28 protein-coding genes and 1 riboswitch are annotated in these 26,127 nt (G+C 57.8%); of the genes, 18 read left to right on the top strand and 10 right to left on the bottom strand.

Annotation, left to right across the window (positions count from 1 at the left end):
• The first annotated feature begins 77 nt into the window (after positions 1-77).
• Positions 78-953 (top strand): RNase adapter RapZ, encoded by an 876-nt coding sequence (rapZ, locus tag ACU6HM_RS16535; protein WP_009458649.1) that lies wholly within the window; start codon positions 78-80, stop codon positions 951-953.
• The gene (locus tag ACU6HM_RS16530; protein WP_009458648.1) at positions 950-2,038 is read left to right on the top strand and encodes a septal ring lytic transglycosylase RlpA family protein; all 1,089 of its coding nucleotides are present in this window, start codon (positions 950-952) and stop codon (positions 2,036-2,038) included. Before rapZ ends, ACU6HM_RS16530 begins: the two co-directional genes overlap by 4 nt.
• An 11-nt stretch (positions 2,039-2,049) precedes the next feature.
• Here ACU6HM_RS16530 and rsmI read toward each other — a convergent pair whose 3' ends face one another.
• Entirely contained in the window at positions 2,050-2,988 is a 939-nt protein-coding gene (gene rsmI, locus ACU6HM_RS16525; protein WP_446764089.1) for a 16S rRNA (cytidine(1402)-2'-O)-methyltransferase, read from the bottom strand.
• Positions 2,989-3,022: 34 nt separating this feature from the next.
• On the opposite strand from rsmI, the gene ACU6HM_RS16520 reads away from it, so the two are divergent.
• The 6 genes from ACU6HM_RS16520 to ACU6HM_RS16495 all read left to right on the top strand — a co-directional run bounded on the left by ACU6HM_RS16520 (position 3,023) and on the right by ACU6HM_RS16495 (position 7,149).
• The gene (locus ACU6HM_RS16520; RefSeq protein WP_009458646.1) at positions 3,023-3,481 is read left to right on the top strand and encodes a YraN family protein; all 459 of its coding nucleotides are present in this window, start codon (positions 3,023-3,025) and stop codon (positions 3,479-3,481) included.
• A 186-nt stretch (positions 3,482-3,667) separates the two neighbouring features.
• Positions 3,668-4,261 carry a phosphoheptose isomerase gene (locus tag ACU6HM_RS16515; RefSeq protein ID WP_009458645.1) on the top strand — a complete coding sequence of 198 codons (594 nt, stop codon included), beginning with the start codon at positions 3,668-3,670 and terminating at the stop codon, positions 4,259-4,261.
• Positions 4,258-4,947, top strand: a complete 690-nt coding sequence (locus ACU6HM_RS16510; RefSeq protein WP_009458644.1) for a BON domain-containing protein — start codon at positions 4,258-4,260, stop codon at positions 4,945-4,947. The genes ACU6HM_RS16515 and ACU6HM_RS16510 overlap by 4 nt, the downstream gene beginning before the upstream one ends.
• Positions 4,944-5,444 carry a peroxiredoxin family protein gene (locus ACU6HM_RS16505; protein ID WP_021447175.1) on the top strand — a complete coding sequence of 167 codons (501 nt, stop codon included), beginning with the start codon at positions 4,944-4,946 and terminating at the stop codon, positions 5,442-5,444. The genes ACU6HM_RS16510 and ACU6HM_RS16505 overlap by 4 nt, the downstream gene beginning before the upstream one ends.
• 79 nt (positions 5,445-5,523) lie before the next feature.
• Positions 5,524-6,420, top strand: coding sequence for an acetylglutamate kinase (argB, locus tag ACU6HM_RS16500; RefSeq protein WP_009458643.1), 897 nt, complete (start codon positions 5,524-5,526; stop codon positions 6,418-6,420).
• Between the two features lie 3 nt (positions 6,421-6,423).
• On the top strand, positions 6,424-7,149 hold the full coding sequence (locus ACU6HM_RS16495) for a pyrimidine 5'-nucleotidase (protein ID WP_035270278.1): 726 nt from the start codon (positions 6,424-6,426) through the stop codon (positions 7,147-7,149).
• Between the two features lie 6 nt (positions 7,150-7,155).
• Here ACU6HM_RS16495 and ACU6HM_RS16490 read toward each other — a convergent pair whose 3' ends face one another.
• Entirely contained in the window at positions 7,156-8,610 is a 1,455-nt protein-coding gene (locus tag ACU6HM_RS16490) for an aldehyde dehydrogenase family protein (protein WP_021447176.1), read from the bottom strand.
• Between the two features lie 195 nt (positions 8,611-8,805).
• On the opposite strand from ACU6HM_RS16490, the gene ACU6HM_RS16485 reads away from it, so the two are divergent.
• On the top strand, positions 8,806-9,735 hold the full coding sequence (locus ACU6HM_RS16485; RefSeq protein WP_152978324.1) for an AraC family transcriptional regulator: 930 nt from the start codon (positions 8,806-8,808) through the stop codon (positions 9,733-9,735).
• Positions 9,736-9,754: 19 nt separating this feature from the next.
• Here the strand turns inward: ACU6HM_RS16485 and ACU6HM_RS16480 are convergent, their stop codons facing one another.
• The 4 genes from ACU6HM_RS16480 to gpmA form a co-directional block, all read right to left on the bottom strand.
• Positions 9,755-10,525 carry a HesA/MoeB/ThiF family protein gene (locus ACU6HM_RS16480; RefSeq protein WP_009458628.1) on the bottom strand — a complete coding sequence of 257 codons (771 nt, stop codon included), beginning with the start codon at positions 10,523-10,525 and terminating at the stop codon, positions 9,755-9,757.
• Between the two features lie 15 nt (positions 10,526-10,540).
• Positions 10,541-12,052: a S41 family peptidase gene (locus tag ACU6HM_RS16475; RefSeq protein ID WP_021447177.1), complete on the bottom strand. Its 1,512-nt coding sequence runs from the start codon at positions 12,050-12,052 to the stop codon at positions 10,541-10,543.
• Positions 12,053-12,216: 164 nt separating this feature from the next.
• Positions 12,217-13,791, bottom strand: a complete 1,575-nt coding sequence (locus ACU6HM_RS16470; protein ID WP_083054738.1) for a murein hydrolase activator EnvC family protein — start codon at positions 13,789-13,791, stop codon at positions 12,217-12,219.
• A 3-nt stretch (positions 13,792-13,794) separates the two neighbouring features.
• On the bottom strand, positions 13,795-14,541 hold the full coding sequence (gpmA, locus tag ACU6HM_RS16465; RefSeq protein WP_009458620.1) for a 2,3-diphosphoglycerate-dependent phosphoglycerate mutase: 747 nt from the start codon (positions 14,539-14,541) through the stop codon (positions 13,795-13,797).
• 161 nt (positions 14,542-14,702) lie between these two features.
• Here gpmA and ACU6HM_RS16460 point away from each other — a divergent pair, with 161 nt between their 5' ends.
• The 5 genes from ACU6HM_RS16460 (at position 14,703) to ACU6HM_RS16440 (ending at position 17,988) form a co-directional block, all read left to right on the top strand.
• Positions 14,703-15,050, top strand: a complete 348-nt coding sequence (locus tag ACU6HM_RS16460; protein ID WP_226349166.1) for a rhodanese-like domain-containing protein — start codon at positions 14,703-14,705, stop codon at positions 15,048-15,050.
• Between the two features lie 23 nt (positions 15,051-15,073).
• Complete coding sequence (gene grxC / locus ACU6HM_RS16455) at positions 15,074-15,331, top strand: glutaredoxin 3 (protein ID WP_009458616.1); 258 nt, start codon at positions 15,074-15,076, stop codon at positions 15,329-15,331.
• A gap of 39 nt (positions 15,332-15,370) precedes the next feature.
• The gene (secB, locus tag ACU6HM_RS16450; protein ID WP_009458614.1) at positions 15,371-15,859 is read left to right on the top strand and encodes a protein-export chaperone SecB; all 489 of its coding nucleotides are present in this window, start codon (positions 15,371-15,373) and stop codon (positions 15,857-15,859) included.
• Positions 15,859-16,911, top strand: a complete 1,053-nt coding sequence (locus ACU6HM_RS16445) for an NAD(P)H-dependent glycerol-3-phosphate dehydrogenase (protein WP_446764088.1) — start codon at positions 15,859-15,861, stop codon at positions 16,909-16,911. The genes secB and ACU6HM_RS16445 overlap by 1 nt, the downstream gene beginning before the upstream one ends.
• Positions 16,912-16,989: 78 nt before the next feature.
• Complete coding sequence (locus ACU6HM_RS16440) at positions 16,990-17,988, top strand: Bug family tripartite tricarboxylate transporter substrate binding protein (protein ID WP_009458612.1); 999 nt, start codon at positions 16,990-16,992, stop codon at positions 17,986-17,988.
• A gap of 148 nt (positions 17,989-18,136) precedes the next feature.
• Here the strand turns inward: ACU6HM_RS16440 and ACU6HM_RS16435 are convergent, their stop codons facing one another.
• Together ACU6HM_RS16435 and ACU6HM_RS16430 are read right to left on the bottom strand one after the other, a co-directional pair.
• Positions 18,137-18,607: a tRNA (cytidine(34)-2'-O)-methyltransferase gene (locus ACU6HM_RS16435; protein WP_446764087.1), complete on the bottom strand. Its 471-nt coding sequence runs from the start codon at positions 18,605-18,607 to the stop codon at positions 18,137-18,139.
• Between the two features lie 54 nt (positions 18,608-18,661).
• Positions 18,662-19,411 carry a ComF family protein gene (locus ACU6HM_RS16430; protein ID WP_446764086.1) on the bottom strand — a complete coding sequence of 250 codons (750 nt, stop codon included), beginning with the start codon at positions 19,409-19,411 and terminating at the stop codon, positions 18,662-18,664.
• Positions 19,412-19,492: 81 nt separating this feature from the next.
• Here ACU6HM_RS16430 and ACU6HM_RS16425 point away from each other — a divergent pair, with 81 nt between their 5' ends.
• The gene (locus ACU6HM_RS16425; RefSeq protein ID WP_031232879.1) at positions 19,493-20,407 is read left to right on the top strand and encodes a methyltransferase domain-containing protein; all 915 of its coding nucleotides are present in this window, start codon (positions 19,493-19,495) and stop codon (positions 20,405-20,407) included.
• Between the two features lie 7 nt (positions 20,408-20,414).
• Here ACU6HM_RS16425 and ACU6HM_RS16420 read toward each other — a convergent pair whose 3' ends face one another.
• A complete protein-coding gene (locus ACU6HM_RS16420) occupies positions 20,415-22,436 on the bottom strand; it encodes a TonB-dependent receptor domain-containing protein (RefSeq protein ID WP_446764085.1) in 2,022 nt (673 codons plus the stop codon).
• Positions 22,437-22,519: 83 nt separating this feature from the next.
• Between ACU6HM_RS16420 and ACU6HM_RS16415 the strand changes: the two genes are divergently transcribed.
• The 3 genes from ACU6HM_RS16415 (at position 22,520) to ACU6HM_RS16405 (ending at position 25,305) form a co-directional block, all read left to right on the top strand.
• On the top strand, positions 22,520-23,200 hold the full coding sequence (locus tag ACU6HM_RS16415; protein WP_021447183.1) for a response regulator transcription factor: 681 nt from the start codon (positions 22,520-22,522) through the stop codon (positions 23,198-23,200).
• On the top strand, positions 23,197-24,537 hold the full coding sequence (locus ACU6HM_RS16410) for a HAMP domain-containing sensor histidine kinase (RefSeq protein ID WP_336973354.1): 1,341 nt from the start codon (positions 23,197-23,199) through the stop codon (positions 24,535-24,537). The genes ACU6HM_RS16415 and ACU6HM_RS16410 overlap by 4 nt, the downstream gene beginning before the upstream one ends.
• 33 nt (positions 24,538-24,570) lie before the next feature.
• Positions 24,571-24,713, top strand: a riboswitch (FMN riboswitch).
• Between the two features lie 97 nt (positions 24,714-24,810).
• Positions 24,811-25,305 (top strand): 6,7-dimethyl-8-ribityllumazine synthase, encoded by a 495-nt coding sequence (locus tag ACU6HM_RS16405; RefSeq protein WP_009458595.1) that lies wholly within the window; start codon positions 24,811-24,813, stop codon positions 25,303-25,305.
• A 112-nt stretch (positions 25,306-25,417) separates the two neighbouring features.
• On the opposite strand, the gene ACU6HM_RS16400 is transcribed toward ACU6HM_RS16405, so the two are convergent.
• Complete coding sequence (locus ACU6HM_RS16400) at positions 25,418-26,113, bottom strand: response regulator (protein WP_009458594.1); 696 nt, start codon at positions 26,111-26,113, stop codon at positions 25,418-25,420.
• Between the last annotated feature and the right edge of the window lie 14 nt (positions 26,114-26,127).

The raw sequence follows: 26,127 nt of genomic DNA, 5'->3' as shown, positions 1-26,127 counted from the left end.
CTTAACGGCCCTGACAGCTTTGTCCTGTTTCACCTAAACGCTGCCCGCCGGGCGGCGACTCGGAGCCCTTTGCCACGATGCTGAAAGTTGTATTGATTACCGGCATATCCGGTTCGGGAAAATCAGTTGCCTTGCGCTTGCTGGAAGATACCGGCTACCTGTGCATCGACAACCTGCCACCCCGATTTCTGGCCGAATTTGTCGAGCGCTCTGCCGAACAAGGACTGGAGCGGCTGGCCGTTGCCATTGACGTGCGCGGCGCCGGTGATCTGGACATCCTTCCCGGTGTCATCAGCAAACTGAATGAAGAAGGCTACTCCCTGCGTGTCCTGTTCCTGAACGCCAGCGATCACACGCTGATGCAGCGTTACTCGGAATCACGCCGTCGTCATCCGTTGACAGACCGCTTGCGTCAGGATGGCCGCTCGCCTTCCCTGGAAGAATGTATTGCCGTTGAGCGTGAAATGACGGCCCCCTTGCGCGAGCTGGGTCACATTATCGACACTACCGACTTGACCCCTGGCCAATTGCGTGCCTGGATTAGAGATCTGGTGCAAGCCGACCGCGCCAGCGTGGTGCTGACTTTCGAATCCTTTGCCTACAAGCGTGGCGTGCCCGGCGATGCAGATCTGGTGTTCGACGTTCGCTGCCTGCCCAACCCCCACTACGACCCGGAGCTGCGCCCCATGACAGGCCGCGACGAACCAGTAGCCAAATGGCTGGCCCAGTTCGGTTCCGTCGAGACCATGGTAGATGACATCGCCGGCTTTGTACGTCGCTGGTTACCTTTGTATATGCAGGACACCCGCAACTACCTGACGGTCGCCATTGGTTGCACCGGCGGCCAGCACCGTTCTGTGTACGTTACCGAACAACTGGCGCTGCGCTTTGCCGATTACGCCCCCTTGCTGGTGCGCCATCGCAATCAACCGCCCATTAATCCCGTCCCATGAGCCCAACTGTACGCAAACTAGGCGCCATCCTGAGCATCCTGGCCTTATTGGCCGGATGCGCATCCAGCCCCAAACGCGCCAAGCCCAAAGCCAAATCAGGGGCCACCGTTTCAGCGCCCCGAGGCGGGGGCTACTACAAAGACGATGGCCCCGACGCCCGCATCCCCGCCAATCTTCAAGCCACCCCCGACGCAGTTCCCCGAATAGAACCCATCGCCCGCAGCAATACCCGCCCCTATACCGTGCTCGGCAAAAGCTTTGTTCCCCACACTTCACACAAAGCCTTTACCCAGACCGGCACCGCCTCCTGGTACGGACGCAAGTTTCACGGCAAGAAAACAGCCAATGGCGAAACCTACGATATGTACGCCATGACGGCGGCACATCCCACCTTGCCTATTCCCAGCTATGCTCGCGTGACCCGGCCCAAAACAGGCAAATCCGTCATTGTGCGCATTAACGATCGTGGACCATTTCATAGCTCACGCATCATCGACTTGTCCTACGTTGCCGCCGCCAAGCTGGACTTGATTGCACCCGGCAGCGGCACCGTGATAGTTGAATCCATCACACAGGAAGAAATACGCAGTGGCAGTTTTGGCCGGGGCGACATTGAACTTGCCGAGGCTCCGGCTCCCAAGCCGACTCCCGCCGCTCCGGCTCCCAAATCCAGCCTGGTGATTACCGAAAAACTGGAGCCCACGCCGGACGCCCTGGCCGCCTTGTCTGAGCAAGACATAGAGATAGAGCTGGACGATTCGCCTAGCTGGAGCAGCGACGCCAGCGATCAGCAGTTGATTGTGCAGTCCTCGCCCGCCGCCACCAGCAAGCCGCAGGCCCCGTCCGGCCAGAGCCGGGTCTACCTGCAATTTGGCGCTTTTTCTGCCCGTGAAAATGCGGCTGCCCTGGCACAGCAGTTGAATCGCCAGATTGCGCAGATAGAGTATCGCGATGCCCAAGTACAGATGCACAACGATCTGTACCGGGTACAAATTGGCCCGTATCAGAATCGGACCGAAGCAATTAACGCGGCTTACCGTATCCAGCAGCAAACTGGCTTGAGCCCTTCGGTTGCCGTTCGCTAAACCCAGGCGCCCTAGTCCTTGGGCGAGTTCGCCAGACCCCAGGCATACAGAACATCGCGAGAAATTCCGGTCGCCTGGCTGGCAATCCGGGCTGCATCACGCAGCGAGACCTGCTCCAGCAAGGCTTTCATCCAGCGCGCTGTCGTGGCATCCAGCGCCGGCGCATCCTCGTCCACTTCGCGCACAGCGTCATGCAGAATCAGGACAAATTCACCCTGCTCGCGGTGGCTGTCTTCATCCAGCCAGGCCAAGGCCTGCCCCAAAGGTACGGTATGAATCTGCTCGAAACGCTTGCTCAACTCACGTGCAAAAGTCAGTGCGCGCTCCGGGCCACACACCTCTTCCATATCGCGCAAGGCCGCACGCAAACGGTGAGGAGACTCAAACATCAATACCGGCATACCCAGGCTGGACCAATGCTGCAGCCACTTACGGCGCGCCACAGTTTTGGGCGGCATGAAACCGGCAAAAGCAAAAGCGGGGTTCTCGTCACTGGTTGCACCACTACCCATCAGGGCGGTAATGACTGCCGAGGCACCGGGCAAAGGAATCACCTGAAAGCCCGCCTCCCGCACTGAACGTACGACACGAGCACCGGGGTCACTGACAGCAGGCGCACCCGCATCCGATACCAAGGCCACTCGCTGTCCCTGCTCCAGACGCTCGATAATTGCCTGAGCGGCTTGGGCCTCGTTATGGCGATGCGCCGCCATCAAAGGCGTTTGTATGCCCCAAGCCTGCAGAAAAGGGCGGGTTGCCCGCGTATCCTCTGCCGCAATAATGTCGCACAGTTCCAGCGCCTGCCAGCCGCGCAGGCTAAGGTCTCCCATATTGCCAATGGGCGTGGCCACCACATACAGGCAAGACTGTGGCCAGACCTGACCTTGCACCTTGTCCATCATGCTTTGCCAGACGCCGGCATTCCCTGTTCGGTTTTCGGTATCGCTCATGCTTGATCCTGCTTATTGATCATCGTGTATCCCTATGAATCCCTTTGAATACGCTCGCCAGGCTCAAAACCGGCAACTGCGGCGCAAACAACGTAGTCGTCCTGCAGCCAGAAAGGACAGGCCACGGCGCTCTCCCAGCCAGCAATGCGGCGACCAGGCTGAACAGCGCGCCTGCGATCATGTCACCGCGCAGGGTGCCCGTATTCTGGCCCGTCAACTGGGTACTCGCTTTGGGGAGATTGACCTGGTTCTGTGGCATCAAGATTATCTTGTCTTTCTGGAAGTGCGCCAGCGCAATCACAAGGGCTACGGCGGGGCGCTTGCCAGTGTAAACCGGGACAAGCAACGGCGCTTGATCCTGACAGCCCAACAATGGCTGCCGACGCTATGCCAGCGCCATTTCCAGGGCAGGCTGCCCGCCTGCCGATTTGACGTTATCGCCATTGAAGACGACACCCTGATCTGGATCCAGAACGCCTTCGAGCAGCGCTGAAAAATAAAAAGCAGCAAAGCTACCCTGGGAATTTTCAGACAAGAACGCTGTCCTATACAAAAATCTCAACCGCCGCGCCGTATTTCGGCCCTGTTACAGCATCTGGTTTCAATACCGTGGCGTTTTTTTCAACATGACACGATCTGCCTGCCCCACGGGGAAATTCTCCGTGCGATAATGCGCGCTATGGACCTTATCGCCTTAATGACTTCGCATTTCGACGATTCCGTCGATACTCTCAAAGCCAGCACACGCGAACTGGCCGAACCTTTGGCCGCCGCTGTCGAGCTGTTGTTTGCCACCCTGGCCAACGACGGCAAGATTCTGGCCTGCGGAAACGGCGGATCAGCAGCCGACGCTCAGCACTTTATTGCTGAGCTGGTGGGCCGCTTTGAGCGCGACCGTTTGCCCCTGGCTGGCATTGCCTTGAATACCGACACCTCCATCATGACGGCGGTGGGTAATGACTATGGCTTTGACAGCATCTTTGAACGCCAGGTCAGTGCCTTGGGCCAGACTGGCGATATTCTGGTGGCCATCTCCACCAGCGGCAATTCGCCAAACGTGATCCGCGCCATCGAAGCGGCTCGCGAGCGCGATATGGTCATTATTGCCCTGACCGGCAAGGGCGGCGGACAAATCGCCGACCTGCTCTCGGATACCGACATCCATCTGTGCGTCCCGCACGATCGAACCATGCGTATTCAGGAAGTACACATTGTTCTGTTGCACGCCATGTGCGATGGCATTGATGCGCTGCTGCTCGGAGATCCACTATGAAACACCGTTTGATTCTGGCCGCCTTGCTGGCCAGCACTACGCTGACCGGTTGCGGTCTGCTGGTAGTTGGCGGCGCTGCAGCCACAACCGCCGTTGTCGCTACCGACCGCCGCACTACGGGCGAGCAGGTCGAGGACAAAACCATTGTCATGAAAGCCGGTGCGGAAACACGTCGCCTGCTGGAAAACAAGGAAGGCCGCATCAATACCACGTCTTACGCCGGGGTTGCCCTGCTGACGGGTGATGTGCCTACCCAGGCCGACAAGGAGGAAGCTGCTCGCCTGGTTTCCAAGGTTGATAAGGTAACTCGCGTGGTCAACGAACTGCGTGTGGGTGAACCTACCCCCTTGAGCGTACGCTCGAACGACTCCTGGATCACCACCCGCGTCAGCACCGCCTTGCTGAACGCCAAAGACGTTCCCAGCCGCACGATCTCCACCACCACCGAGCGTGGCGTGGTCTATCTGCTGGGCCGCGTTACCCGTGAAGAAGGCGAACGCGCCGCGATTGCTGCCTCCAGCGTCCCTGGCGTGAACAAGGTGGCCAAGCTCTTTGAATACGTCAGCGCCGAAAGCCTGGCACAGCCTTTGAGCACCAATAATCAGCCAAGCAATAGTTCTGGCACAGCGGCCCCTGCAACTGAGCCTGCGCCCGCCTCCTCTGTAGAAGTTATGCCCGTCCAATGAAAAAAGTAGTCATCATTGCCCTTGCTGTTGCCATTGCCGTGGGTCTGGGCGTCTGGACCATGTCCGGCAGCACCAAGGCCAGCGCCCCCGATGTCGCCTTTACCGATCTGAATGGCAAGCACTTTGAAACCAAAGACTTGCAAGGCAAGGTCGTCCTGGTGAAATTCTGGGCCACGGACTGCACCACTTGCGTGGCGCAAATGCCTGACAACATTGAGAACTTCAATGCCATGTCCGGCAAAGGGTTTGATATTGTGGCCGTGGCCATGAAGCACGACCCCATCAACTACGTGCGCAACTTCACCCAATCCCGCCAACTGCCGTTCACGGTTGTCCATGACGACAAGGGCGAAATCGCCAAGGCTTTTGGGGACGTCCGTTTGACGCCCACTGCCTTTTTACTCGACAAACAGGGCCACATCATCAAGCGCTACCTGGGTAACTACGACAAGCAGGAATTCATTGCCACCGTCGAAAAAGCCCTGGCCAGCAGCTAAAAGCCTGTTTCTGCCCCCAGCCACATAATAACCCCGGGTACCAGCAGTGGACCCGGGTTTTCTTCAAGTGAGCGCATCAATGAGCACCACAGATTCGCAGAATTACTCCTCGACCGTCAAAGCAGAAGTTTTGTCCGAGGCCCTGCCCTATATTCGCCGTTTCCACGGCAAGACCGTCGTCATCAAATACGGTGGCAACGCCATGACTGAAGAAGCGTTGCAGCGCAGCTTTGCCCATGACGTCGTCTTGCTCAAGCTGGTTGGCCTGAACCCCGTTGTGGTGCACGGTGGCGGCCCCCAGATCAATGACGCGCTCAAGCGAGTGGGCAAAGAAGGCACCTTTATTCAGGGCATGCGTGTCACCGATGCAGAAACCATGGAAGTGGTGGAGTGGGTGCTGGGCGGGCAGGTGCAGCAAGACATCGTGATGATGATTAATGAAGCCGGTGGCAAGGCAGTGGGCCTGACCGGTAAAGACGGTGGCATGATTCGCGTCACCAAGAAGATGCTGCCGGATGCCGAGCATCCTGGCGAGCTGCTGGATATTGGTTTTGTGGGTGATATTGAAAGCATCCAGCCTGAAGTGGTCAAAGCCCTGCAGGACGATCAGTTCATCCCCGTGATCTCCTCAATTGGATACGGTGAAGACGGTCAGGCCTACAACATCAATGCCGACGTGGTTGCCGGCAAAATGGCCGAAGTGCTTAGCGCTGAAAAACTGGTCATGCTGACCAACACTCCCGGTGTGCTGGACAAGGCAGGTCAACTGTTGCGTCGCCTGTCAGCTCAGACCATCGACGAACTGTTCGCTGATGGCACCATCTCCGGCGGTATGCTGCCCAAGATCTCTTCGGCCCTGGACGCAGCGCGCAATGGCGTCAACTCCGTACATGTCATTGATGGCCGTGTCCCTCACTGCCTGTTGCTGGAAATCCTGACTGACCGTGGTGTGGGCACCATGATCAGCTCGCACTAATCCGTGCGCGCTCCTATCCGTGCCCATGCCTGGGCACGGCCTTTGTCAGCCTGTCAGCCAGATGAAACCATCTGGCTGTTTGATCTGGATAACACCCTGCACAATGCCTCCAAAGGCATTTTCCAGGCGATTGATGGACGCATGCGCATCGGCGTGGCGCAAACGCTGGGCGTGGATATGGACGAGGCCGACCGGCTGCGTCTGGAATACTGGAAACGTTACGGCGCCACCATGATCGGCCTGCAACGCCACCATGGAGCAGACCCGGCGACATTCCTGAGACACGCTCACGACTTTGACGTGCCTTCCCTGATCAGCGCCGAACCAGGCCTGGCCTACCAATTGCGCCGTCTGCCTGGCTACAAACTGCTGCTGACCAATGCACCGCTGGAGTACGCACAGCGCGTCTTGAAAGCCCTGAATCTGCTGCCTGTCTTTGACGGGCTATGGGCCATCGAGCATATGCAGCTGCAAGGCCGTTATCGCCCCAAGCCCTCTCAGGCATTGATGAAGCAGGCTCTGGCCGTGCTGAAATCCCAGGCCCGCGACATTGTTCTGGTCGAAGACACCCTGCGCAATTTGAAAAGTGCCCGCCAGTTAGGGATGCAAACCATCCATATCTATAACGCAGGCACTCCATTTAGCGCTCTGTATCATGGACGCAGCCCGTATGTTGACCATCGCATCAACCGCATCGCACAACTGGTCAAGAACTGGCCACGTCCCTAGGCCTGCTTAGAACGCCAGCTGGCGCTCCCCTTGCTGAATGGTGACCCACTTCAATTCGGTCATGTCCGCAATCGAGTAGCGGCCATTTTCCTTGCCGTAGCCACTGTCCTTGAAGCCACCGAAAGGCGCATTCGGATCATCATCAAAGGAGTTGTCGTTGATGTGGACCGAACCTGCCTCGATACGCTCGGCAAAATCCATGGCCTTTTGCAGATCGTTGGTCAGAATGGCAGAGGATAAGCCGTAGGAAGTATCATTAGCCATTTCCAGGGCGTGCTCGTAGTCGCGCGCCTTGTAGATGGCAGCCACAGGACCAAAAGTCTCTTCGTGGTACAGATGCATGTCCGGGGTCACATCGCACAAGGCCGTAGGCTGGATCACATTGCCTTCGCGGCCGCCACCTGCCAGCAAGGTGGCCCCCTTGGAGACGGCGTCCTGAATGTGGGCCTGCACAAAATCAGCCTGTTCGGAACTGATCAGCGGACCAACCGCGGTTTGTGGCAAAGCAGGATCACCAGTAGGAATACGAGCCACCTGCTTGGCAAAGGCTTCGCAGAACGCATCGTAAATGCCCTGCTCCACAATGATGCGCGAGTTGGCCATGCACACTTGGCCCTGATTGAAATAGATGCCGAAAGCGGCGGAGCGCACAGCGTAATCCAGCGTGGCATCATCCAGCACCACGACCGGGCTTTTACCACCCAACTCCAGCACAATGCGCTTTTGATGGCGACCAGCCAGATCCGCCAGGATACGACCCACTCGAGCCGAGCCCGTGAAAGTCACCAGTTTGACGCGCGGATCAGAGAACAAGGTATCGCCCAGAGCTTCGTCGGTGGTCAGCAGAACGGTCAACACACCGGGAGGCAGACCGGCTTCTTCCAGAATCTCGGCAAACATCAAGGCAGCCATAGGCGTATGCGGCGAAGGCTTCAGGATGAAACTGTTACCCGCCGCCAGTGCCGGGGCCAACTTCTTGCCATTGAGCAGCAAAGGTGCATTGAAAGGCCCGATCCCAGCCACCACGCCCAAAGGACGACGAATGCTCATGGAAATACGCCCTGGCAGGTCCGACGGCATGGTTTCACCCCGAATATCGCGGGTCTGACCGGCGGCAATACGGAAGGTGCTGACGATGTAATCGCACTCGAACATGGCCTTGCCAAAGACGTTACCGCCCTCTTCAACCAGCACACGCACGATGTCGTCGCGACGGCGTTCCACAATGTCAGCCGCACGGCACAAAATCGCTTCACGTTCACGGGCCAGCATCTTGCCCCAGATGCGCTGTGCACGTTCTGCACTGGCTAGCGCTTCTTCAATGTCCTGCTTGGTCGCCAGAAAAACGCGAGCCAGCGGTTTGCCCGTATAGGGATTGACCAGGTCCTTATGCAACTGACCTTCTGATTTCCAGGCCTGTCCGTTGATGTAGGGGTAGACCTGCTTTAGCTGCTCTGTCATGACTGCTCCTTTCCTGTGTTGTCTCCAGGTGCGCTTTGGGCACCCTTCATGGTTAAACCCGATAGCCACCGAGGTGCGCCATAGCTCACCATGCAGTACTGTCTTAGATACTATTCTTGAGCCGAATGCCTCTCTGTGTCGTGGACTGGGGCGCAGCCCAATCTGGACAATGGCGCAGAAGACGGAAAAAAACGCATGAGCACGAACTACCACTGGGATACGCAGGCTTTGCCACCCGGACAAGGCGCCAAGCTCTGGACTCAAGCCATTTCACTGTCCTTTCAGCATGTGCAAACGCAGTGCCACGGACAAAACTTTCATGGCACCTTGCGCTCGCAACGTCTGGGGGAGGTAGCGATCAACCGGCTGACCGCTCAGCCCTATCGGGTCAGCACAAGCAGGCCGCAAACAGATCAACCCTGGTTGTTCTTGAATGTGCATCAACAAGGCCACTGCCGCCTGATTCAGAACGGGCGTGAGCAATGGCTCCCCGCCGGGAGCCTGAGCCTGAATATAGGCACCAGCCCCTTCACACTGGATTTTGTGGACGAGGTCATTATGACCACGCTGCGCTTGCCGCTGGAGGGGCTGCTACCCTATACCGGCCCTTTGAATGACGTGGTCGCCCAGCCTCTGGCGCAAGGTGCCAGCCTGCACTTGCTGGAGCACTATCTGCAAGGCTTGCTGCTGTCTGCCGATGGCCTGCGGGCCAATCAGCACGATCAGGCCTGGCGTTGTCTGCGCGACCTGTTGGCCATGAGCATTAACGAGCGGCGCTCTGCCTCGCCTGCTCCAAGCGCGGCTCGGTACGAAGATGCACTGGGCTATCTGTCTGATCGACTAGGTGATCCCGCCTTGAATATTGCAGCCCTGTCCGAGCACCTGGGTATGGCACCGCGTACCGTCCAGGAACTGTTCAAAGCACAGGGAAGTACTTTTACAGCCCAGTTAATGCAGCTGCGGCTTGATGCAGCCGCACAGCTGCTGCGCCAGACATCGTCCAACACGGTGGCGCAAATAGCCTATTCAGTGGGATTTTCAGATCTGTCCTACTTTCACCGCCAATTTAGACGGCGCTTTGGCATCACGCCAGGCCATTTTCATGCTCATGGCCTGAAGTCGTGAAGCAGAGATCAGAAACAGATCAAGTGTGATCGGCATGTTCAGCCGCTGAACCGCATACCGGGCAAGCGAGATCTTTGCGGAAACGTACGGTATGCCAATTCATATTGAAGGCATCCACACTTAGCAAACGGCCCACCAAAGGCTCTCCGAAGCCGCCTAACAGCTTCAAGGCTTCAACCGCCTGTGCGCTACCCACCATACCCAACAAAGGCGACAGAACGCCTGTGGTGGCGCAACGCAGCTCCTCGACGTCGTCCGCTTCAGGGAACAGACAGTGATAGCAAGGAGCTTCGGGCTGACGCAAGTCGTAAGTACTGACCTGACCCGAAAAGCGAATCGCTGCACCGGACACCAACGGTTTGCGTAGTGCCACGCAGACACGGTTGATAGCATGGCGGGTTGCGAAGTTGTCGCAGCAATCCAGAACCAGATCCACTTGCTGAACCCAATGCATCAAGCCCGCTTCGTCCAGACGCTGAACGACGGGTGTCACCTTCACTTCGGGATTGAGCTGCTCGATGTGCAGCTTGGCAGATTCAACCTTGTCCCAGCCCAGACGATCGGTGGTGTGAGCAATCTGACGCTGCAGATTGCTCAATTCCACCTGGTCATCATCCACCAGAATGATGGAGCCCACACCCGAGGCCGCCAGATAAGCCACCACGGGGGAACCCAGTCCCCCGGCTCCAACGACCAGGATGCGGGAAGCCAGAATCCGCTCCTGCGCTTCTACCCCGAATTCATCGAGCAGAATATGCCGCGCATAGCGCAGTAATTGCTGATCTTCCACGTCAGGAACCTGTGTTTACGGCTTTACCGGTTCGAGCCCCTTGGGGGTGATTCGGAACCGCTCAACGCTGGGTTGCTGACTCAGGGGACTTTTTTTTTCCGGCGACTCGGACTCCACTTCCTTTTCGCGCTTGGCAGCCGCTTCCTTGGCCGCAGCTACTTTGGCTGGATCATTCTTGATCACAGGACGGCCAGCCAGATGGTTCAGCGCTTGCTGCAACTGGAAGTCGTCGTCACCACCGAATTCAAACATCTTGAATTCCGGGCTCATGCCCAGATCAGGCTGTTCTTCTTCGGTAGTTTCATCCACCTTGCTGTTGACCAGGTGGCGCTTCAAGTCCACTTCACGCGGCAGGCGGAACAGATTGCCCTGGGCGGTGTCATCCACGACCACGTCCGGCTGTACGCCCGTCACCTGAATGGAAGTACCGTTAGGTGTGTAGTACAAGGCAGTCGTCAGTTTCAGGCCCGATTCCTCGGACAGAGGGACCACACTTTGCACCGAGCCCTTGCCGAAGGTGCGGTTACCGATAATGGTGGCGCGTTTGTGGTCTTGCAAAGCACCGGCCACAATTTCCGACGCCGAGGCCGAACCCACGTTTACCAGCACCACGATAGGCACGTTCTTGAGCCAATCCAGTTTCTTCAGAACATCCGCGTCCGTATCCAGCTCGCCCAGAACGGACTGCATGGATTTGACGTAGTACTCGCGGTTGGAGGAAGGAATACGGCCCTTGGTGGAAACCACCAGATCACCCGAATCCAGGAAGGCGGAAGTCACGCCGATAGCGCTTTCCAGCAAGCCACCAGGGTCGTTACGCAGGTCAATCACCAAGCCTTTTGGTGCGCCTGGGCCTTTATGAACTTCGGACAACTGCTTGACCAGATCAGCAGCGGTGCGTTCCTGGAACTGGGCAATGCGTACATAGGCCACATCGTCAGCCAGCATCTTGGAGCGCACACTGCGTACCTTGATGACATCACGCACCAGGTTGAACTCCAGCGGCTTGTCGCGGCCAGCGCGACGGATCGTCAGCTTGATGGAGGTTTTGGGCTCGCCACGCATTTGCTTGACGGCATCATTCAGGCTCAAATCCTTGGTGGGTTTGCCATTGATGTGCGTGATGATGTCGCCCGCCAGAATACCGGCGCGCGCCGCAGGCGTATCCTCGATAGGCGAGATAACTTTAGGCATCCCGTCTTCGCTACCAATCTCTATGCCCAGACCGCCGAACCCACCTTGGGTCATGGCTTCCATTTCCTTGAAAGCGTCGGCATCCAGATAGGCCGAGTGCGGATCCAGATCGGTAAACAAACCCTTGATCGCGTTATTGACCAGGGCCTGATCCGTCAGGGGCTCCACATACGTGTTCTTGATGGCAGCGAACACATTGGCGAACTGCTGCAGTTCGCGCAAAGGCAATGGCTCGCCGCGTTGAGCGACCGCAGTAATGCCCAGGCTGATCAAGATACCGCCCACAGCACCTGCTGCCACTAGACCAATGCTGCCAATCCTTCGAGTGCTCATGCACATTCCCATTATTTTCAGATTCAAGACGGGGCCACCTCCCGGAGCTGACCCGACCATGCATTATAAGAGTAGCGTAAAGCGTCGACCAGCGTGAACTGGGCTGGAGTCGCTACCCCGCGCAACAAATGCGAGCAAACGTAAGCACCGCAGGCAAAAGTGGCTTAGGAACCTAACCAGACCTGCGGATTGATTGGCTTGCCTTGATGGCGCAACTCAAAGTACAGGCCGGGTTCCACCTGGCCCCCGGTGGCTCCCACCCGCGCAACCGCATCCCCACGCCCAACAATATCGCCTACTTGCTTGAGGGTGCTCTGGTTATAGGCATAGACACTCAAGTAGTCGCGGCCATGATCAATAATCAGCAAATTGCCAAAACCGGTCATCCAGCTGGCAAAAACCACTCGGCCTGGAGCTACCGCGCGAACCGTGGTGCCGGCCTGTGCTCGCAACACAATACCGCGCCAAATGCCGCCATCAGGACGTTCAGCCCCGAACTTGCCTTGCATTTCGCCGCGTACCGGATAAGGCAAGCCACGTTTCAGACCCTGGAAACCACCTTCTGGTTCCAAGGCGGGAGCAGATGCCTGCTCAACGGGCTCCTCAACGACCTGAACCTCGCGCACTTTGGGAGTGGCCGGTTTGCTGATCGGCTCGCTAGGCTCGGACGACGCTTCCAGGCTGTCTGACAAGAGACGCTCGTTCGCGGTCGGCGGCGTGTAGGTCAGCGGTGGACGCGGAATCATGGGTTCCGGATCTGGCTTCTGTGGCGCAGCAGGTTCCGGCTTGCTAGGTGGCAAGGCCGCAGGCAAAGGCGGTTGCGTGGCACGAGCCCGCTCCAGCAACTCCCGCTCGCGCTCCAGACGTGCCTGTTCACGGGCGGCCTGCTCTTGTTTGGCTTTACGCTGCAACTCTTGCTGACGAGCCAGCTCGGCTTTGCGCGCTTCCTCTGCACGGCGCGCCGCTTCCCGTCGGCGTTGTTCTTCGGCGCGACGGGCCAGCTCGGCCTGTCGGGCAATTTCAGTTTCCAGGCCGGAGATCAAATCTCCCAGCCGTTTGTCATTACTTTGCAGGTTGGCAGCCTGACCGCGCTGGCGTTCCAGCTCGGCGCTGATGTCAGCCACCACCTTGGCTCGTTTTTCTTTTTGTTCTTCCAGAGCTTCCTTCTGAGCCGCGGCCTCCTTGGCCAGTTGCTCCTGCTCTTTCTCACGCGCGGCAACCTGGGTCTGCAAGCGATCCAGACGCTCTACGGTGCGACGTACTTTATGAACCTGCTCGGTCTGCTGACGCGAGACATAGCCCAGGTAATGCAATTCGCGGTTAATGGCGTTGGGATCATCACCCGACAAGAGGGCAGACCAGGGCGACACACCATTGGCGTATTGCGCTCGTAATTGCTCGGCCAGCTCCTGCTGACGTTGCTCTTTAATCACTTGCTGTTCGCTGATCTGTTTGCCCAGCGTACCTAGCTGCTGGTGCAATTGTTCCTGCCGCTGCTCAATCTGAGCCAGCGTGCGATCGATATCGGAAATAGCCTGCTCGGATTCGCGCAAGGCATTGGCGGCGTCACGACGCGAGCTTTCGCTAGTGTCGATGGTTTTGCGCAGCGATTCGATCTTCTGGCGCAGCTCTGCCTGCTGCTTTTGAGCCTGGGCCTGGCGGGCGGCCAAGTCCGGATCAGCAGCCAGGGCCGGTAAGGTCCAGGCTGCCAGCAACAGGCAAACGCTGTAGCGCCACATTATTTACTGCGCCTTGCCCTGATTGGCCACGGCTTGCATCTGAGCCGCAATCGCTTCCTGGTCGCCCAGGTAGTAATGACGGATAGGACGCAGGTTTTCGTCCAGCTCGTACACCAAAGGCTGGCCGGTAGGAATATTCAGGTGAACGATGTCCTCGTCAGAGATGCCGTCCAGGTGCTTGATCAGCGCGCGCAAGCTGTTGCCGTGAGCCGTCACCAGAACGCGACGGCCGGAGCGGATTGCAGGAGCAATGGACTCGTCCCAGAAAGGAACCACGCGGGCTACGGTGTCTTGCAAGCACTCGGTGCGAGGCAGCTGATCAGCTGGCACACGCGCGTAGCGAGCATCAAAACGCGGATTGCGTGGATCGTCTTCAGCGACGGGCTCGGGAGCGATTGCGTAGGCACGACGCCAGACCAGGACTTGATCCTCACCGTACTTTTGTGCGGTTTCGGCTTTATTTAAGCCCTGTAAAGCACCATAATGGCGTTCGTTCAGGCGCCAGCTCAAACCTATGGGGGTGTGCATGGCGTCCATCGAATCCAGGGCGATCCACAAGGTACGGATAGCGCGCTTGAGGACCGACGCGAAAGCCAGGTCGAACTCAAAACCGTTTTCTTTAAGCAGATCACCGGCCTGCTTTGCCTGTTGACGCCCGGTTTCGGTAAGATCGACATCGGTCCAGCCAGTAAACCGGTTCTCCAGGTTCCACTGGCTTTCGCCGTGCCGCATCAGTACAAGTTTATACATGGTAAAAACAGCCTCGAGGTTGAAAAATTGGCGCCACTCTATAATCGTGTGATCTTGCCCTTTTTTCTTGCTTTTCTTGGTAATCAACAGGATTTAACGTGGACTTCATCTTAAGTCAGAACAATCTTCTAATTTTAGCAATTGCGGTGCTTGCCGGCATTATGCTGTTAATACCCAGCTTTTTCAAAGGCCGTGCGGGACGCGCAGTTTCAAGCTCGGAAGCGGTACAGATGGTAAACCAGAAAGACGCTATTTTGATTGATCTGCGCAGCGCCGATCAGTTCAAGGCCGGGGCAATTGCACAATCTCGCAACATTCCTGCTGCCGACCTTGACGCCAAGGCCAGCACACTGCCCAAAGACAAGCCTGTCATTCTGGTGTGCGATACCGGTCGCAGCGCTCCGCGCAGCGTGGCCGTCCTGCGCAAGCACGGCATCAACGAAGCCTACACATTGCAAGGCGGTATTCAAGGCTGGCTGCAGTCCAGTCTGCCCGTCAAAAAATCGTAAGCTCCCCCTTCTACGAGGCTCTCATGGCAAAAGTCACGATGTACTCCACAATGGTGTGCCCTTATTGTGTGCGCGCTGAAATGCTGCTCAAGCAACGCGGCGTAACTGAAATCAATAAAATCATGATTGATCGCGAACCCGAACAGCGCGCTCTCATGATGGAGCGCACCGGTCGGCGTACCGTTCCCCAAATCTACATTGGCGACACCCATGTAGGTGGCTACGATGATCTGGCCGCTTTGGACCGCGAAGGTGGCCTGCTGCCTCTGCTGGCTGCCTGATTTTTTTTCTAACAATTTTTTTATCCCATAGGATCACCCATGGCCGACCAGAACACCCCAGCCGCTGACCAAGAAGCTCAACAACCCAGCTTCAGCCTGCAGCGCACCTACATCAAAGACCTGTCCATCGAAATGCCCAACGCTCCCCAGATCTTTCTGGAGCAAGAGGCCCCTTCCGTGGAAGTGTCCATCAATGTAGGCGGCCAACGCCTGGCTGACACCGTCTACGAAAGCACCGTCACCGCTACTGTGACCACACGCATTGGCGACAAGGTCATGTACCTGGTGGAAGCTACCCAAGCCGGTATCTTTGAAGCTGCCAACATTCCTGAAGAGCAGCTCGAACCCCTGCTGGGCATTGTGTGCCCCACCATGCTGTACCCCTACTTGCGCGCTGCCGTGGCCGACGCCATCAACCGCACGTCCCTGCCTGCCCTGCACCTGACTGAAGTGAACTTCCAGTCCCTGTACGAGCAGCGTCTGGCCCAGCAAGCCGCCCCCGCTGACGGCCAGCCCTTGCAGGCCTGATGATGTCAAACGCGCACACTCCTGTTCGTGTTGCAGTCCTGGGCGCAGGCAGCTGGGGAACGGCCTTGGCCGCTCTGGCCAGCCCCCAGGCTCCCACGATGGTATGGGCGCGCAAAGCATCAACCGCACAAGCCATCAGGCAGGATCATCGCAATCCAGCCTACCTGCCCGATGTCGTGCTGCCCGACTCGCTACAGGCCAGCGACAGCCTGCAGCAAGTCATGGAGTTTGCCCTGGCTGATGACACCGGCCCTGCCCTGCTGATTCTGGGCGTGCCTGTGCGTGGCCTGGCGCAAACCTGTGTGGATCTGGCGCAGTACCTGCCTGCCACACGCCGCCATCCCGTCCTGCTGGTCTGGACCTGTAAAGGCTTCCATCAGGAAAGCGGCTTGTTACCCCACCAGATTGTGCGTGAAAGCCTGCCCGACCATCCCTGGTTAGGCCGTGCCGTGCTCTCTGGTCCCTCGTTCGCCCTGGAAGTGGCTAAAGGCCTGCCTGTTGCGCTGACACTGGCCTGCGAACCTGCTGATATGGCCGGCATTGCCCTGGAGGCTTTGCATGGCAAGCAAGCGCGCCTGTACACCAGCACCGACATGATCGGCGTGGAAGTGGGCGGCGCTGTCAAAAACATCATGGCCATTGCCTGTGGCATTGCCGACGCTCTGGGCCTGGGCCATAACGCCCGTGCCGCCCTGATTACCCGAGGCCTGGCTGAAATGCAGCGCCTGGGTGTTGCGCTGGGTGGTCAATCCGAAACCTTCTACGGCCTGGCGGGCCTGGGGGATCTGGTCCTGACGGCTACGGGCGAATTGTCCCGCAATCGCCAAGTAGGCCTGGCGCTGGGTGCTGGTGAAAGCCTGGACAGCATCCTGGCCACCGGCATTACCGCTGAAGGTGTACGCTGTGCCCGTTCGGTTCTGGAAATGGGCCGAGCACACCAGATTGAATTACCGATTACCGCCGCGGTCTGCCAAATCCTGTTTGAACAACTGGCCCCGCGCGAAGCTGTCCACGCCTTGCTTACCCGCGAGGCAAAGCAGGAAGGCCACTAATACCTTCGTCTGCCCGATCTGGCACTTCACCCGCGCTGCCAGAACTGCAGTCAACCGTCTCTTACTCAGAATAAAACAATGTCATTGCTTGCTCGTTCTCGTGATCTTCTGATCCGCTCCGTCCTGGGGCTGGCCTGCACTGGTTTGCTGGCTCAATCGGCTCTGGCCCAATCCAGCTGGCCAGAGCGCCCGATTCAAATGGTCGTGCCGTTCCCGGCAGGCTCCTCGCCTGACGCCCTGGCCCGTGCCATTTCCGAGCCCCTGTCCCAAGCTTTGGGCCAGACTATCATTGTTGATAACCGCCCCGGTGCTGGTGGCAATATCGGCACCCGCTTCGTAGCGCATGCCAAACCCGACGGCTACACCCTGCTGCTGACCATCAATGGTCCCATGGTGACCGCCCCCACCCTGTACAAGACCTCGCTGGGCTATGACCCGCTGAAAGACTTGCAGGCCATCTCCATGATTGGCACCAGCCCCAACGTGCTGGTCGTGCCGGCCAACTCGCCCGCCAACACGGTAGAAGAGTTCATTGCCCTGGCGAAATCTCGTCCTGGCGAATTGAACTACGGCTCAGTTGGCCCCGGCAGCTCAGCCCACCTGGCCATGGCCATGCTGGAACATGCGGTTGATATCAAACTGGAACAAATCCCCTACTCGGGCTTTCCACAAATCCTGACCGCCATTATTGGTGGCGACATTGACGCCGCCTTCATGGTGCCCGGCATTGCCATGCCCCAGGTTGAAGCGGGCAAGGTGAAAGCTCTGGCCGTAACCTCCCTGCAGCCCAGCGAATTGCTGCCCGGTCTGGACACCATGGCACAGGCCGGTCTGGAAAACTTCGAGGCGATTTCCTGGGACGCCTTCTTTGTGCCCCACAATACCTCGGACGATGTGGTCAAACGCCTGAACCAGGAAATCACCACCATCCTGCAACGCGACGACATCAAGGCCAAGCTCAACGCCTTTTACTTCTCGTCCGAGCCTTCCACCCCGCAGGAGATGACGGACAAGATCATTGCCGACAAGGCTCGTTGGGATGAAGTGATTGAACGCCTGAATCTGTCGCTGGAGTAAGGACAAGATCGAAAAAAACGGCCCTGCAAATTCAAGATTTGCGGGGCCTTTTTCTTTGCAGCCATTACCAAAAAATAAATAAGCGCCGTTCAATGACAAATGTGGCGTTGCCCACGACTACGCCCTTGCGGCCTGCCTCTGCACGAGCTTAAACACCACCTTCGTAACCCGCTTGCCGCCAGGCATCAAAAACACAAATCGCCACGGCATTAGACAGGTTCAAGCTGCGTTGCCCCGCCAACATGGGCAGACGAATCCGCTGCTCATTGGGAAACAAGGCCAGTTGTTCTGCAGACAAGCCTGCGGTTTCGCGGCCAAATACAAATACATCACCCGGCTGAAAGCCTTGCTCAGCCAGCAAATGGCTGCCACGTGTAGTCAGGGCAAACGCGCGATCCAGCGCGGAGCCAGTGGCCTGGAGGGCTTCTTCCAGACTGTCGTGCACCTTCACCTGCGCCCACTCGTGATAATCCAGCCCGGCACGACGCAGCTTGCTGTCTTCAAGCTCAAAGCCCAGGGGCCGCACCAAGTGCAAGACACAGCCTGTATTGGCCGCCAGTCGAATGACGTTACCCGTGTTGGGGGGGATCTCGGGCGAAACCAGGACGATATGAAACATGAAAAACCTAAAAAGTGCAGAAAAAGCCGCAAACAAGCGAGGAAGTATACAGGGCTAGGATGCCTTCAGTTTCCAGGGAGCTCGTGCAGCGACCAAGGCATAAACAGACTGTGCACCCTCCAAACGGCAGGCCCGGGCCAGAGCATCCAAAGTGGCTCCTGTGGTCAGCACATCATCGACCAACAGCACATCACACCCTTGTAGCGACTCCCGTAGGTTAAAAGCACCCCGCATGGCCTGCCTGCGAGCCTGACGCCCCAAGTTCTTCTGTGCCTGCTCATGCCGTACTTGCGTCACGACGATATGCAAACGAGCTGACAAACCCAATTCATGTGCCACGCGCTTGGCCAGCACGGCTGCCGGGTTAAAGCCCCGCCGGCGCAAGGCTTTACGCTGCGAAGGCACTGGAATGACCCGGCAAGCAGCGTTCAGCACAGGCCCATGCCTACGCCATTGCTGCACCATCAGTTCCGCCAACACCGCTGCCATTTCCAGCCGACGGGAAATTTTAAACGCATGTATCAACATATCGCCAGGATGCTCATAATCGAATCCGGCAACCGTCGCTTGCAGAGACAACTGCCCTGCTCCGCAATCCGGGCAGGCCAGTAAAGCCAAAGGCGGCAAGGCCAGAGCACAACGAGGACAGCGCAAATCCTGGGCCGGTGTTGCCAGCGCGTGTCGGCAAAAGCGACACAGTGGGCCAGTTTGCGAACGTAATCCACACAGCACACAAGGCCGTGCCAGCAGTGGAATCCCTACAAGACGGTGGGTCGGCTCGCGCCGAAACAGGGGATGCGCCATAATAGATCATTACCTTTCAGAGCCAGGCTAATCCGATCACAGCACATGCCACTGATCCAGGCCAGCAACGTCCGCGCAACTATGTCCCAGTTACCTTCTTTACCAATCAACTCCGCCCACGTCGAGCAGCAATTCAATCGCCGCGCTCCCCTGGATCACGCTCAGTTTCTTTATGGTGAAGTCGCGCAACGGATGTTGTCCCGGCTGGCTTTGGTGCGCTTGCAACCCACTCATATTCTGGATGCCGGCTGTGGTGCCAGCCACGCGCTGGAACCTTTGCGTTCCCGCTACCCGGATATGAACTACACCGGCCTGGACCGCAGCGCCAAGCTGTTGGAGGTTGCCCGCGAGCGCTACCAATCCAAACCCAGCCTGTGGCAAAAACTACGCAACCAACCTACCCCTGCTGCCAACTGGGTTCAGGCCGATATGGCCAATAGCGGCCTGCCCGCAGAAAGCCAGGAGCTGGTCTGGTCGAACATGGCCCTGCACTGGCACCCGGAACCGCATCGAGTCCTGGCTGAATGGAACCGCCTGCTGAAACCCGAGACGCTGGTCATGTTCTCCTGCTTGGGTCCCGGCTCTTTTGCCGAGCTGCGCAGTGCCATGGAGCAAGCGGATCTGGGCACCCAAACGCTGGAATTCGTGGACATGCACGACTTTGGCGATCTGTTGCTGGAAAACGGTTTTGCTGATCCCGTGATGGATCAGGAGGTCGTGACGCTAACCTACCGCAGCGCTGAAAAACTGCTGGATGATTTGCGTCTACTGGGCGGCAATCCGCACCCACAACGCAAGGCCAGCCTGAGCACCCTGCCCTGGCGTCAACGCCTGCTCAATGCGCTGGAGAAACAGCGCCATATGGACGGCACCTTGCATCTGAGCCTGGAAATTGCGTACGGGCACGCCTGGCGCGCTCGTAGCCGTCGCAGCACCCAGGGCGAGGTCAGCGTGCCGATCTCCACAATCAGCCGCCGCCCCAAACCCCAGGAATAAACCGCATTTAGAAGCGGTATTCGGCCTGCAACCAGAAGCGGCGGCCATCTTCCGCATAGAAATAGGCTCCGCTGGTACCCGAGTCGCGACGACGATCGGTCAGGTTATAGACGGCCGCGCTCAAGCTCAGATCTTTTCTGGCACGCCAGCTAGCTCCCAGATCCACCGTAGCAATCGTCCCCATGCTTTCGCTGACAGCACCGCCCTGTCCCCAGGAAATATTGGTTTCCCGACCACGCACGTTCAAGGTCGAGAAGGCTGACACGGCTTCATTCGGCGTCCAGTCCACGGTCAGGCTGCCCATATTGCGTGGGGTCGCCACCAAGGGCTGTCCTTCAGACTGCGGGTAGCCAAAGCCCAGGATAGTGGCGCTGCCATTACGCACCTTGGAGTCCGTAAAGGTATAGCTGCCGCGCACTTTCCATTGCTCGTTAAAGCGATAGGCCAAGCCCAGTTCCAGACCCTGAACCCGTGCTTCAGTGATATTGAAGTAGGTGCTATACATGCTGTTGGTATACGGGTCCGGTGGCACAGGACGGCCATCGGGGTAGTACAGCTGACGCGAGCCGGTATTGGCGATCTTGTTTTTGTAGCGGGTGTGGAACAAAGTAGCGTTGGCGCTCAACGGTCCGCCATCGTCAAAGTACAAGCCCAGTTCTACGTTGGTGCTGACCTCAGGTTCCAGATCCGGATTGCCCCAGGTATAAGCACCGCCACGCTGCGGCAAACCGATTTGCGGATTGCTTTGCATGATGGTCGGAGACTTGAAACCCTTGGCGATCCCGCCTTTCAGCGTCCAGGCATCCGTCGCACTCCAGACACCGTACAAACGGGGAGTCCAGTGACGGCCATAGAACTCGTTGTCGTCCATGCGCACGCCGCCGGTCAGGGCGAAGGATGGGCTCAAGCTCCATTCATCTTCCAGGAACAGGGAGTATTCACGCACGGAAGTATCCACACCTGCGCCATTCGGATTGGCGTAGTAGCCATCGGCCTTCAACTCGCTGTTGCGCCACTGAAAACCACCCACCAGCATGTGATCGGCCAAAGGCAGGGTGAGCTTGCCATCAATCACGGTATTGCGAAGATCAGGGCGGGCGCTTTGAGTGGGGCCATCGCGATAGGCTTGTTCACGGTTCAGGCTTAGCTCCGTATCAAAGCGGCTCCAACGCCCCGTATGGGCCAGCGTATAGCTGTCGCGCACGTACTCGTTTTCATTGGCCTTGCCCGTCAAAGCCAATGACTTGCCGGGGGTGGTCCAGAAATGCTGGGTCGTGCGGCCAGCTTCAAACATGAACTCATGATTGTTATTGGGGGTTGCCCACAAACGCACCGTACCGTTTTGACGTTTGGCACGCGCAAAGCCATTCAACACCTGATCTTCCTGACGTTGCTTGTGGTAGCCCCAGAACTGCAAGCCCAAGCGCCCCGGCACGATGGGGCCAGACAGGTACAAATCAGCCGAGCCGCTATTTCCAGCCGAACCACTGTCCTGCAAGGTATAGCCACCGGTCAAGGAGCCGTGCCATTTGTCGGCCACTTTGCGTGTCACAATATTGATGACCCCACCCACGGCTTCGGAGCCGTACAAGGTCGACATCGGCCCCCGCACCACTTCGATACGCTCAATGGCTTCCAGCGGGGGAATCCAGTTCATATCCAGAGCCTCAGACACCCCACCCTTCATAGTGATCTGGCGCATGTCCTGGCGGCGACCATCAATCAAGACCAGCACATGCTCGGACTCCATGCCACGAATCGAGATAGCCCCTTTGTCGCCACCTAAAATGCTGACGCCCGGCACCTGGCGCAAGGCATCGGCCAAAGACTCGAAGCGTTTCCCCTCCAGCTCCTCGCGCGGAATCACGGTGATAGAGGCTGGTGCGCTCACCACTTCCTGAGCGAATCCCGAGGCGGTCACCGAGATTGCACTTAACTGCTCAACTTCATTGCGTTCCTGAGCCCAGGCGGACATGCACGCCAGGGATAAGGCGGCCAAGGGCCAACGCAAGCCCGTTCTCATTTTCATCAGACTTCTTCCATTATTTATAATACGAACCAAACTCATTTCTATTTGCTACTATCATGAGCCCGGTTTCTGACCGTAGTCTGATGAAAACTATTCTGATTATTGAAGACCACCGGCCTTTGTTGAGCCTGTTGGCAAGCCATCTGCAAGGGCAGGGATATGCAATTCGCACCGCTACGACGGGGCGGATTGGTCTTGCCCTGCTGCAAGAACATAGCTTTGATGCCCTGATTCTGGATCTGGGATTGCCCGATATGGACGGCATGGAAGTTCTGGCGCAGCTGCATCGCCCAGATCGCAGCCAGCGCCTGCCCTGCCTGATCTTGAGTGCGCGCGATGCCGTCCACAATCGCATTCAAGGGCTGCGTGGCGGTGCGGACGACTATCTGCTCAAACCCTTTGATCTGCTTGAGCTGGAGGCCCGCCTTAGCGCAATCCTGCGGCGGGCTGCGCCCCATCGTTACCAGCAACTGGTGATCGCGAATCTACGATTCGAGCCTGAAGTGCGACAAGCCTGGGTCAATGACCAAGCCTTGATGTTGCCACGGCGGGAAAGCCTGCTCTTGCTGGAGCTGATGCAGGCCAGCCCCCGTTTGCTGGTCAAGGATTATTTGCTGGAGCAGCTCTATCAAAACCAGACCGACATCAGTCTGAATGCCATCGAAGCGTTGATCTCCAAACTACGCCGCAAGCTGCGCGAGCAAAATGCCCTGGTTTGCATCGACACGGTGCGCGGTGTGGGCTACCGCTTGCGCGCTCTGTGAGCAGGCGCGCCTTCAGTCTGCGCGGGCGATTACTGATCAGCCTTTTGCTGATGCTGGCCTTGGGCTTTTGCACTTTGGCCCTGTCCTTGTTCGATACACGAGACGAGCTGCGCCGCATCAGCCTGTTTTTGCAGGCCGAAGAAATCGCCCGCGACTTTAAACCCTCGGAATCATTGGACAGCTTGCCACGTCAGTACGCCGGTGGCGAAATGTCCTATTCTCTGTACAGCGCCGAGGGTGAGTTGCTCCAGGCTTCATCCAATCTGGCAAGTCCACGACGCCTGCGCCCTGCTCAGCCCGAAGACGAGCTGGCCTTGTTCAGGCTGAAGCATCGCAGTGGCTATGTGGTGTCGGTTTCGGTCACGCTGCCCAGTGGCGAAATCCTGATGATCGCCAAACGAGACCAGCGCGAAAGAGAGCTGATCGGAGCCTTGCTGCAAACCCGCATGTGGCGCTCACTGCTTTTGTGGCTGCCGGTGTGTGCGGTGGGTCTGTTGTTGATCACCTGGCTGATTCATTGGACCTTGCGCCCGGTACGACAAGCGGCAAATCTGGCTGCGACGCTGGGCCCTGCTCAACCCGAGCTGCGCTTGCCGGTCACTGAACTGCCCAAAGAAATTCGCCCCTTGGCACAGGCCGTCAATCAAAGTCTGGACCGCCTGATGCAGGCCTATCAACATGAGCAGCAACTGGTCGCAGATGCGGCGCACCAACTACGCACCCCATTAGCTGTAATGTCCTTGCGTCTGCAAACGGCCGAACACCATAGCGATCAGAACTGGGATTTGCTGCGTGAGGATATTAGCCACTTGCAGCGGCTGGTCAGCCAATGGCTCAGCCTGGCCCGCAAGCAGGAGCAGGCTACGGAGCTAACAGACCACACAGCCCTGGCACCGTTGTGCCGCCGTGTGATGGGAGACTTATGGCCGCTTTTCGAGCAGACCAATCGGGAGATCCAATTTCACGATGATAGTTCGCTCGATACTGTTCAAGCCTGCGAGGCCGATCTGTCCGAAGCCATTGTCAACGCACTGGACAATGCCCTGACGCATGGCAAAGGCACGGTCAGCTTGCATTTGCATAACCCACAGCCAGACCAATGCGCGATCGATATCAGCGATCAAGGTGCAGCCTTGGACGCGCAAACAGCTCATCTGGCCTTTGAGCGTTTTCACAAGCAAGACAGCGCCAGCAAAGGAGCGGGCCTGGGGCTGACGATTGTGCGCCAGATTATGCTGCGCCACAGTGGCCAGGCCCTGTTCCTGCCCGGCGCACCCTGCACTCTGAGGCTCTTGCTGCCACTAGCGGCTCCCGCCTCTGACAAAAAAACGGTTTAGCGGTAAACTCGTCCGGTTGGCCTCCCCGGCCAACTACGTTCTCAGGGCGGGGTGCAAGTCCCCACCGGCGGTAATGGCACTAGCCTAGCCCGCGAGCGCCTGACCTGTGGTCAGGGACAGCAGACCCGGTGTGATTCCGGGGCCGACGGTATAGTCCGGATAAAGAGAGAACGGGATACCCTCATAACCTGTACAGGAGTCATCCTGCTATGGGCTTGAGCTATCCTGCTTCCTGCATGCCCTGTTTTTGTTGTCATAAAACAGGAAATCAACATGAACAGTATTACCTCAGCCAATCTTCTGGCTCCCCGTATCGCCTTTATTCAAGCTTGCTGGCACAAGGACATTGTGGATCAGGCCCGACTGGGTTTTATCGACGAAGTCAAAGCTCTGGGCCACGACAGCAGCCTGATCGACTTCTTTGAAGTGGGCGGCGCCTTTGAAATCCCACTGCATGCTCAACGTCTGGCCCAATCGGGTCAATATGCCGCTGTTGTGGCTGCCGGTCTGGTGGTTGATGGCGGTATTTATCGCCACGACTTTGTGGCTACCGCAGTGATTCAAGGCTTGATGCAAGTCCAGCTCAGCACCAACGTGCCGGTGTTTTCAGTCGTGCTGACTCCTCACCATTTCCATGATGGCAAAGAGCACCACGATTACTTCCACCGTCACTTTGTGATCAAGGGCCAGGAAGCGGCCCGTACATGCCTGGATACCGTGAGCAAATTGCAGGCACTGCCTGTTGCGGCAACCGTCGCCGCTCTTTAAACGACTAGGCGGCCTGAAAAGGCCGCCATACTCTCGACTCCTGGAGCGGCTTTTACCCGCAGCTACAGGGCTAGCCGGAACTTTACCGGCCATGCATTTGGTAACTACTGTATCAAGACTGGTTACGCTTGCGCGACGAGTCTATACCCAGCTGTTTAAGCTTGCGGTACAAGTGGGTGCGTTCCAGACCAGTACGCTCCGACACACGCGTCATGCTGTGATTTTCGCGGCGCAGATGATATTCAAAATAAATGCGCTCGAACTCGTCACGCGCTTCGCGCAAAGGCAGATCCAAAGAAATGCTGCCCAGCTGGGACTCATCCTGCTCGACTTCAGGGACGGCCATGGCAGGTGCCATACCGGGAGCCATGGTGGCGGTTTCAGGGCGGCGATCACCACCTTGAACCACCGGGCGGGCAGCGGCTGACAGCGCCTTGGGTGCAACAGTACGCTCCAGACCTGAAGCAACAGTCTTGAGCAGGCGCTGCATGGTAATGGGTTTTTCCAGGAAGTCCACCGCACCAATACGGGTTGCTTCCACCGCGGTATCCACCGTGGCGTGACCACTCATCATGACCACTGGCATATCCAGCAAACCTTGAGAAGCCCACTCCTTGAGCAGGCTGACACCGTCAGTGTCTGGCATCCAGATATCCAGCAAGACCAGATCGGGGCGGCCCCGCAAGCGTGCCTCGCGAGCCTGGGCGGCATTCTCTGCCAATTGCACGGTGTGCCCTTCGTCGTAAAGAATTTCCGACAAAAGTTCCCGAATGCCGATTTCGTCATCAACTACCAGAATTCTGGCCATAAAACGTCACCTAC

The sequence above is a fragment of the Alcaligenes sp. RM2 genome (assembly GCF_052931795.1).
This window is presented reverse-complemented; position numbering and strand designations above follow the sequence as displayed.

Coding starts and splice junctions, on each gene's coding strand:
- ACU6HM_RS16460 (WP_226349166.1), top strand. CDS start 14,703: ATGCTGTTAATACCCAGCTTTTTCAAAGGCCGTGCGGGACGCGCAGTT.
- ACU6HM_RS16400 (WP_009458594.1), bottom strand. CDS start 26,113: ATGGCCAGAATTCTGGTAGTTGATGACGAAATCGGCATTCGGGAACTT.
- ACU6HM_RS16530 (WP_009458648.1), top strand. CDS start 950: ATGAGCCCAACTGTACGCAAACTAGGCGCCATCCTGAGCATCCTGGCC.
- ACU6HM_RS16440 (WP_009458612.1), top strand. CDS start 16,990: ATGTCATTGCTTGCTCGTTCTCGTGATCTTCTGATCCGCTCCGTCCTG.
- ACU6HM_RS16425 (WP_031232879.1), top strand. CDS start 19,493: ATGTCCCAGTTACCTTCTTTACCAATCAACTCCGCCCACGTCGAGCAG.
- argB (WP_009458643.1), top strand. CDS start 5,524: ATGAGCACCACAGATTCGCAGAATTACTCCTCGACCGTCAAAGCAGAA.
- ACU6HM_RS16510 (WP_009458644.1), top strand. CDS start 4,258: ATGAAACACCGTTTGATTCTGGCCGCCTTGCTGGCCAGCACTACGCTG.
- rsmI (WP_446764089.1), bottom strand. CDS start 2,988: ATGAGCGATACCGAAAACCGAACAGGGAATGCCGGCGTCTGGCAAAGC.
- ACU6HM_RS16415 (WP_021447183.1), top strand. CDS start 22,520: ATGAAAACTATTCTGATTATTGAAGACCACCGGCCTTTGTTGAGCCTG.
- ACU6HM_RS16485 (WP_152978324.1), top strand. CDS start 8,806: ATGAGCACGAACTACCACTGGGATACGCAGGCTTTGCCACCCGGACAA.
- ACU6HM_RS16420 (WP_446764085.1), bottom strand. CDS start 22,436: ATGAAAATGAGAACGGGCTTGCGTTGGCCCTTGGCCGCCTTATCCCTG.
- ACU6HM_RS16490 (WP_021447176.1), bottom strand. CDS start 8,610: ATGACAGAGCAGCTAAAGCAGGTCTACCCCTACATCAACGGACAGGCC.
- ACU6HM_RS16470 (WP_083054738.1), bottom strand. CDS start 13,791: ATGTGGCGCTACAGCGTTTGCCTGTTGCTGGCAGCCTGGACCTTACCG.
- ACU6HM_RS16445 (WP_446764088.1), top strand. CDS start 15,859: ATGATGTCAAACGCGCACACTCCTGTTCGTGTTGCAGTCCTGGGCGCA.
- secB (WP_009458614.1), top strand. CDS start 15,371: ATGGCCGACCAGAACACCCCAGCCGCTGACCAAGAAGCTCAACAACCC.
- ACU6HM_RS16405 (WP_009458595.1), top strand. CDS start 24,811: ATGAACAGTATTACCTCAGCCAATCTTCTGGCTCCCCGTATCGCCTTT.
- ACU6HM_RS16515 (WP_009458645.1), top strand. CDS start 3,668: ATGGACCTTATCGCCTTAATGACTTCGCATTTCGACGATTCCGTCGAT.
- ACU6HM_RS16505 (WP_021447175.1), top strand. CDS start 4,944: ATGAAAAAAGTAGTCATCATTGCCCTTGCTGTTGCCATTGCCGTGGGT.
- ACU6HM_RS16520 (WP_009458646.1), top strand. CDS start 3,023: ATGAATCCCTTTGAATACGCTCGCCAGGCTCAAAACCGGCAACTGCGG.
- ACU6HM_RS16475 (WP_021447177.1), bottom strand. CDS start 12,052: ATGAGCACTCGAAGGATTGGCAGCATTGGTCTAGTGGCAGCAGGTGCT.
- rapZ (WP_009458649.1), top strand. CDS start 78: ATGCTGAAAGTTGTATTGATTACCGGCATATCCGGTTCGGGAAAATCA.
- grxC (WP_009458616.1), top strand. CDS start 15,074: ATGGCAAAAGTCACGATGTACTCCACAATGGTGTGCCCTTATTGTGTG.
- gpmA (WP_009458620.1), bottom strand. CDS start 14,541: ATGTATAAACTTGTACTGATGCGGCACGGCGAAAGCCAGTGGAACCTG.
- ACU6HM_RS16435 (WP_446764087.1), bottom strand. CDS start 18,607: ATGTTTCATATCGTCCTGGTTTCGCCCGAGATCCCCCCCAACACGGGT.
- ACU6HM_RS16430 (WP_446764086.1), bottom strand. CDS start 19,411: ATGGCGCATCCCCTGTTTCGGCGCGAGCCGACCCACCGTCTTGTAGGG.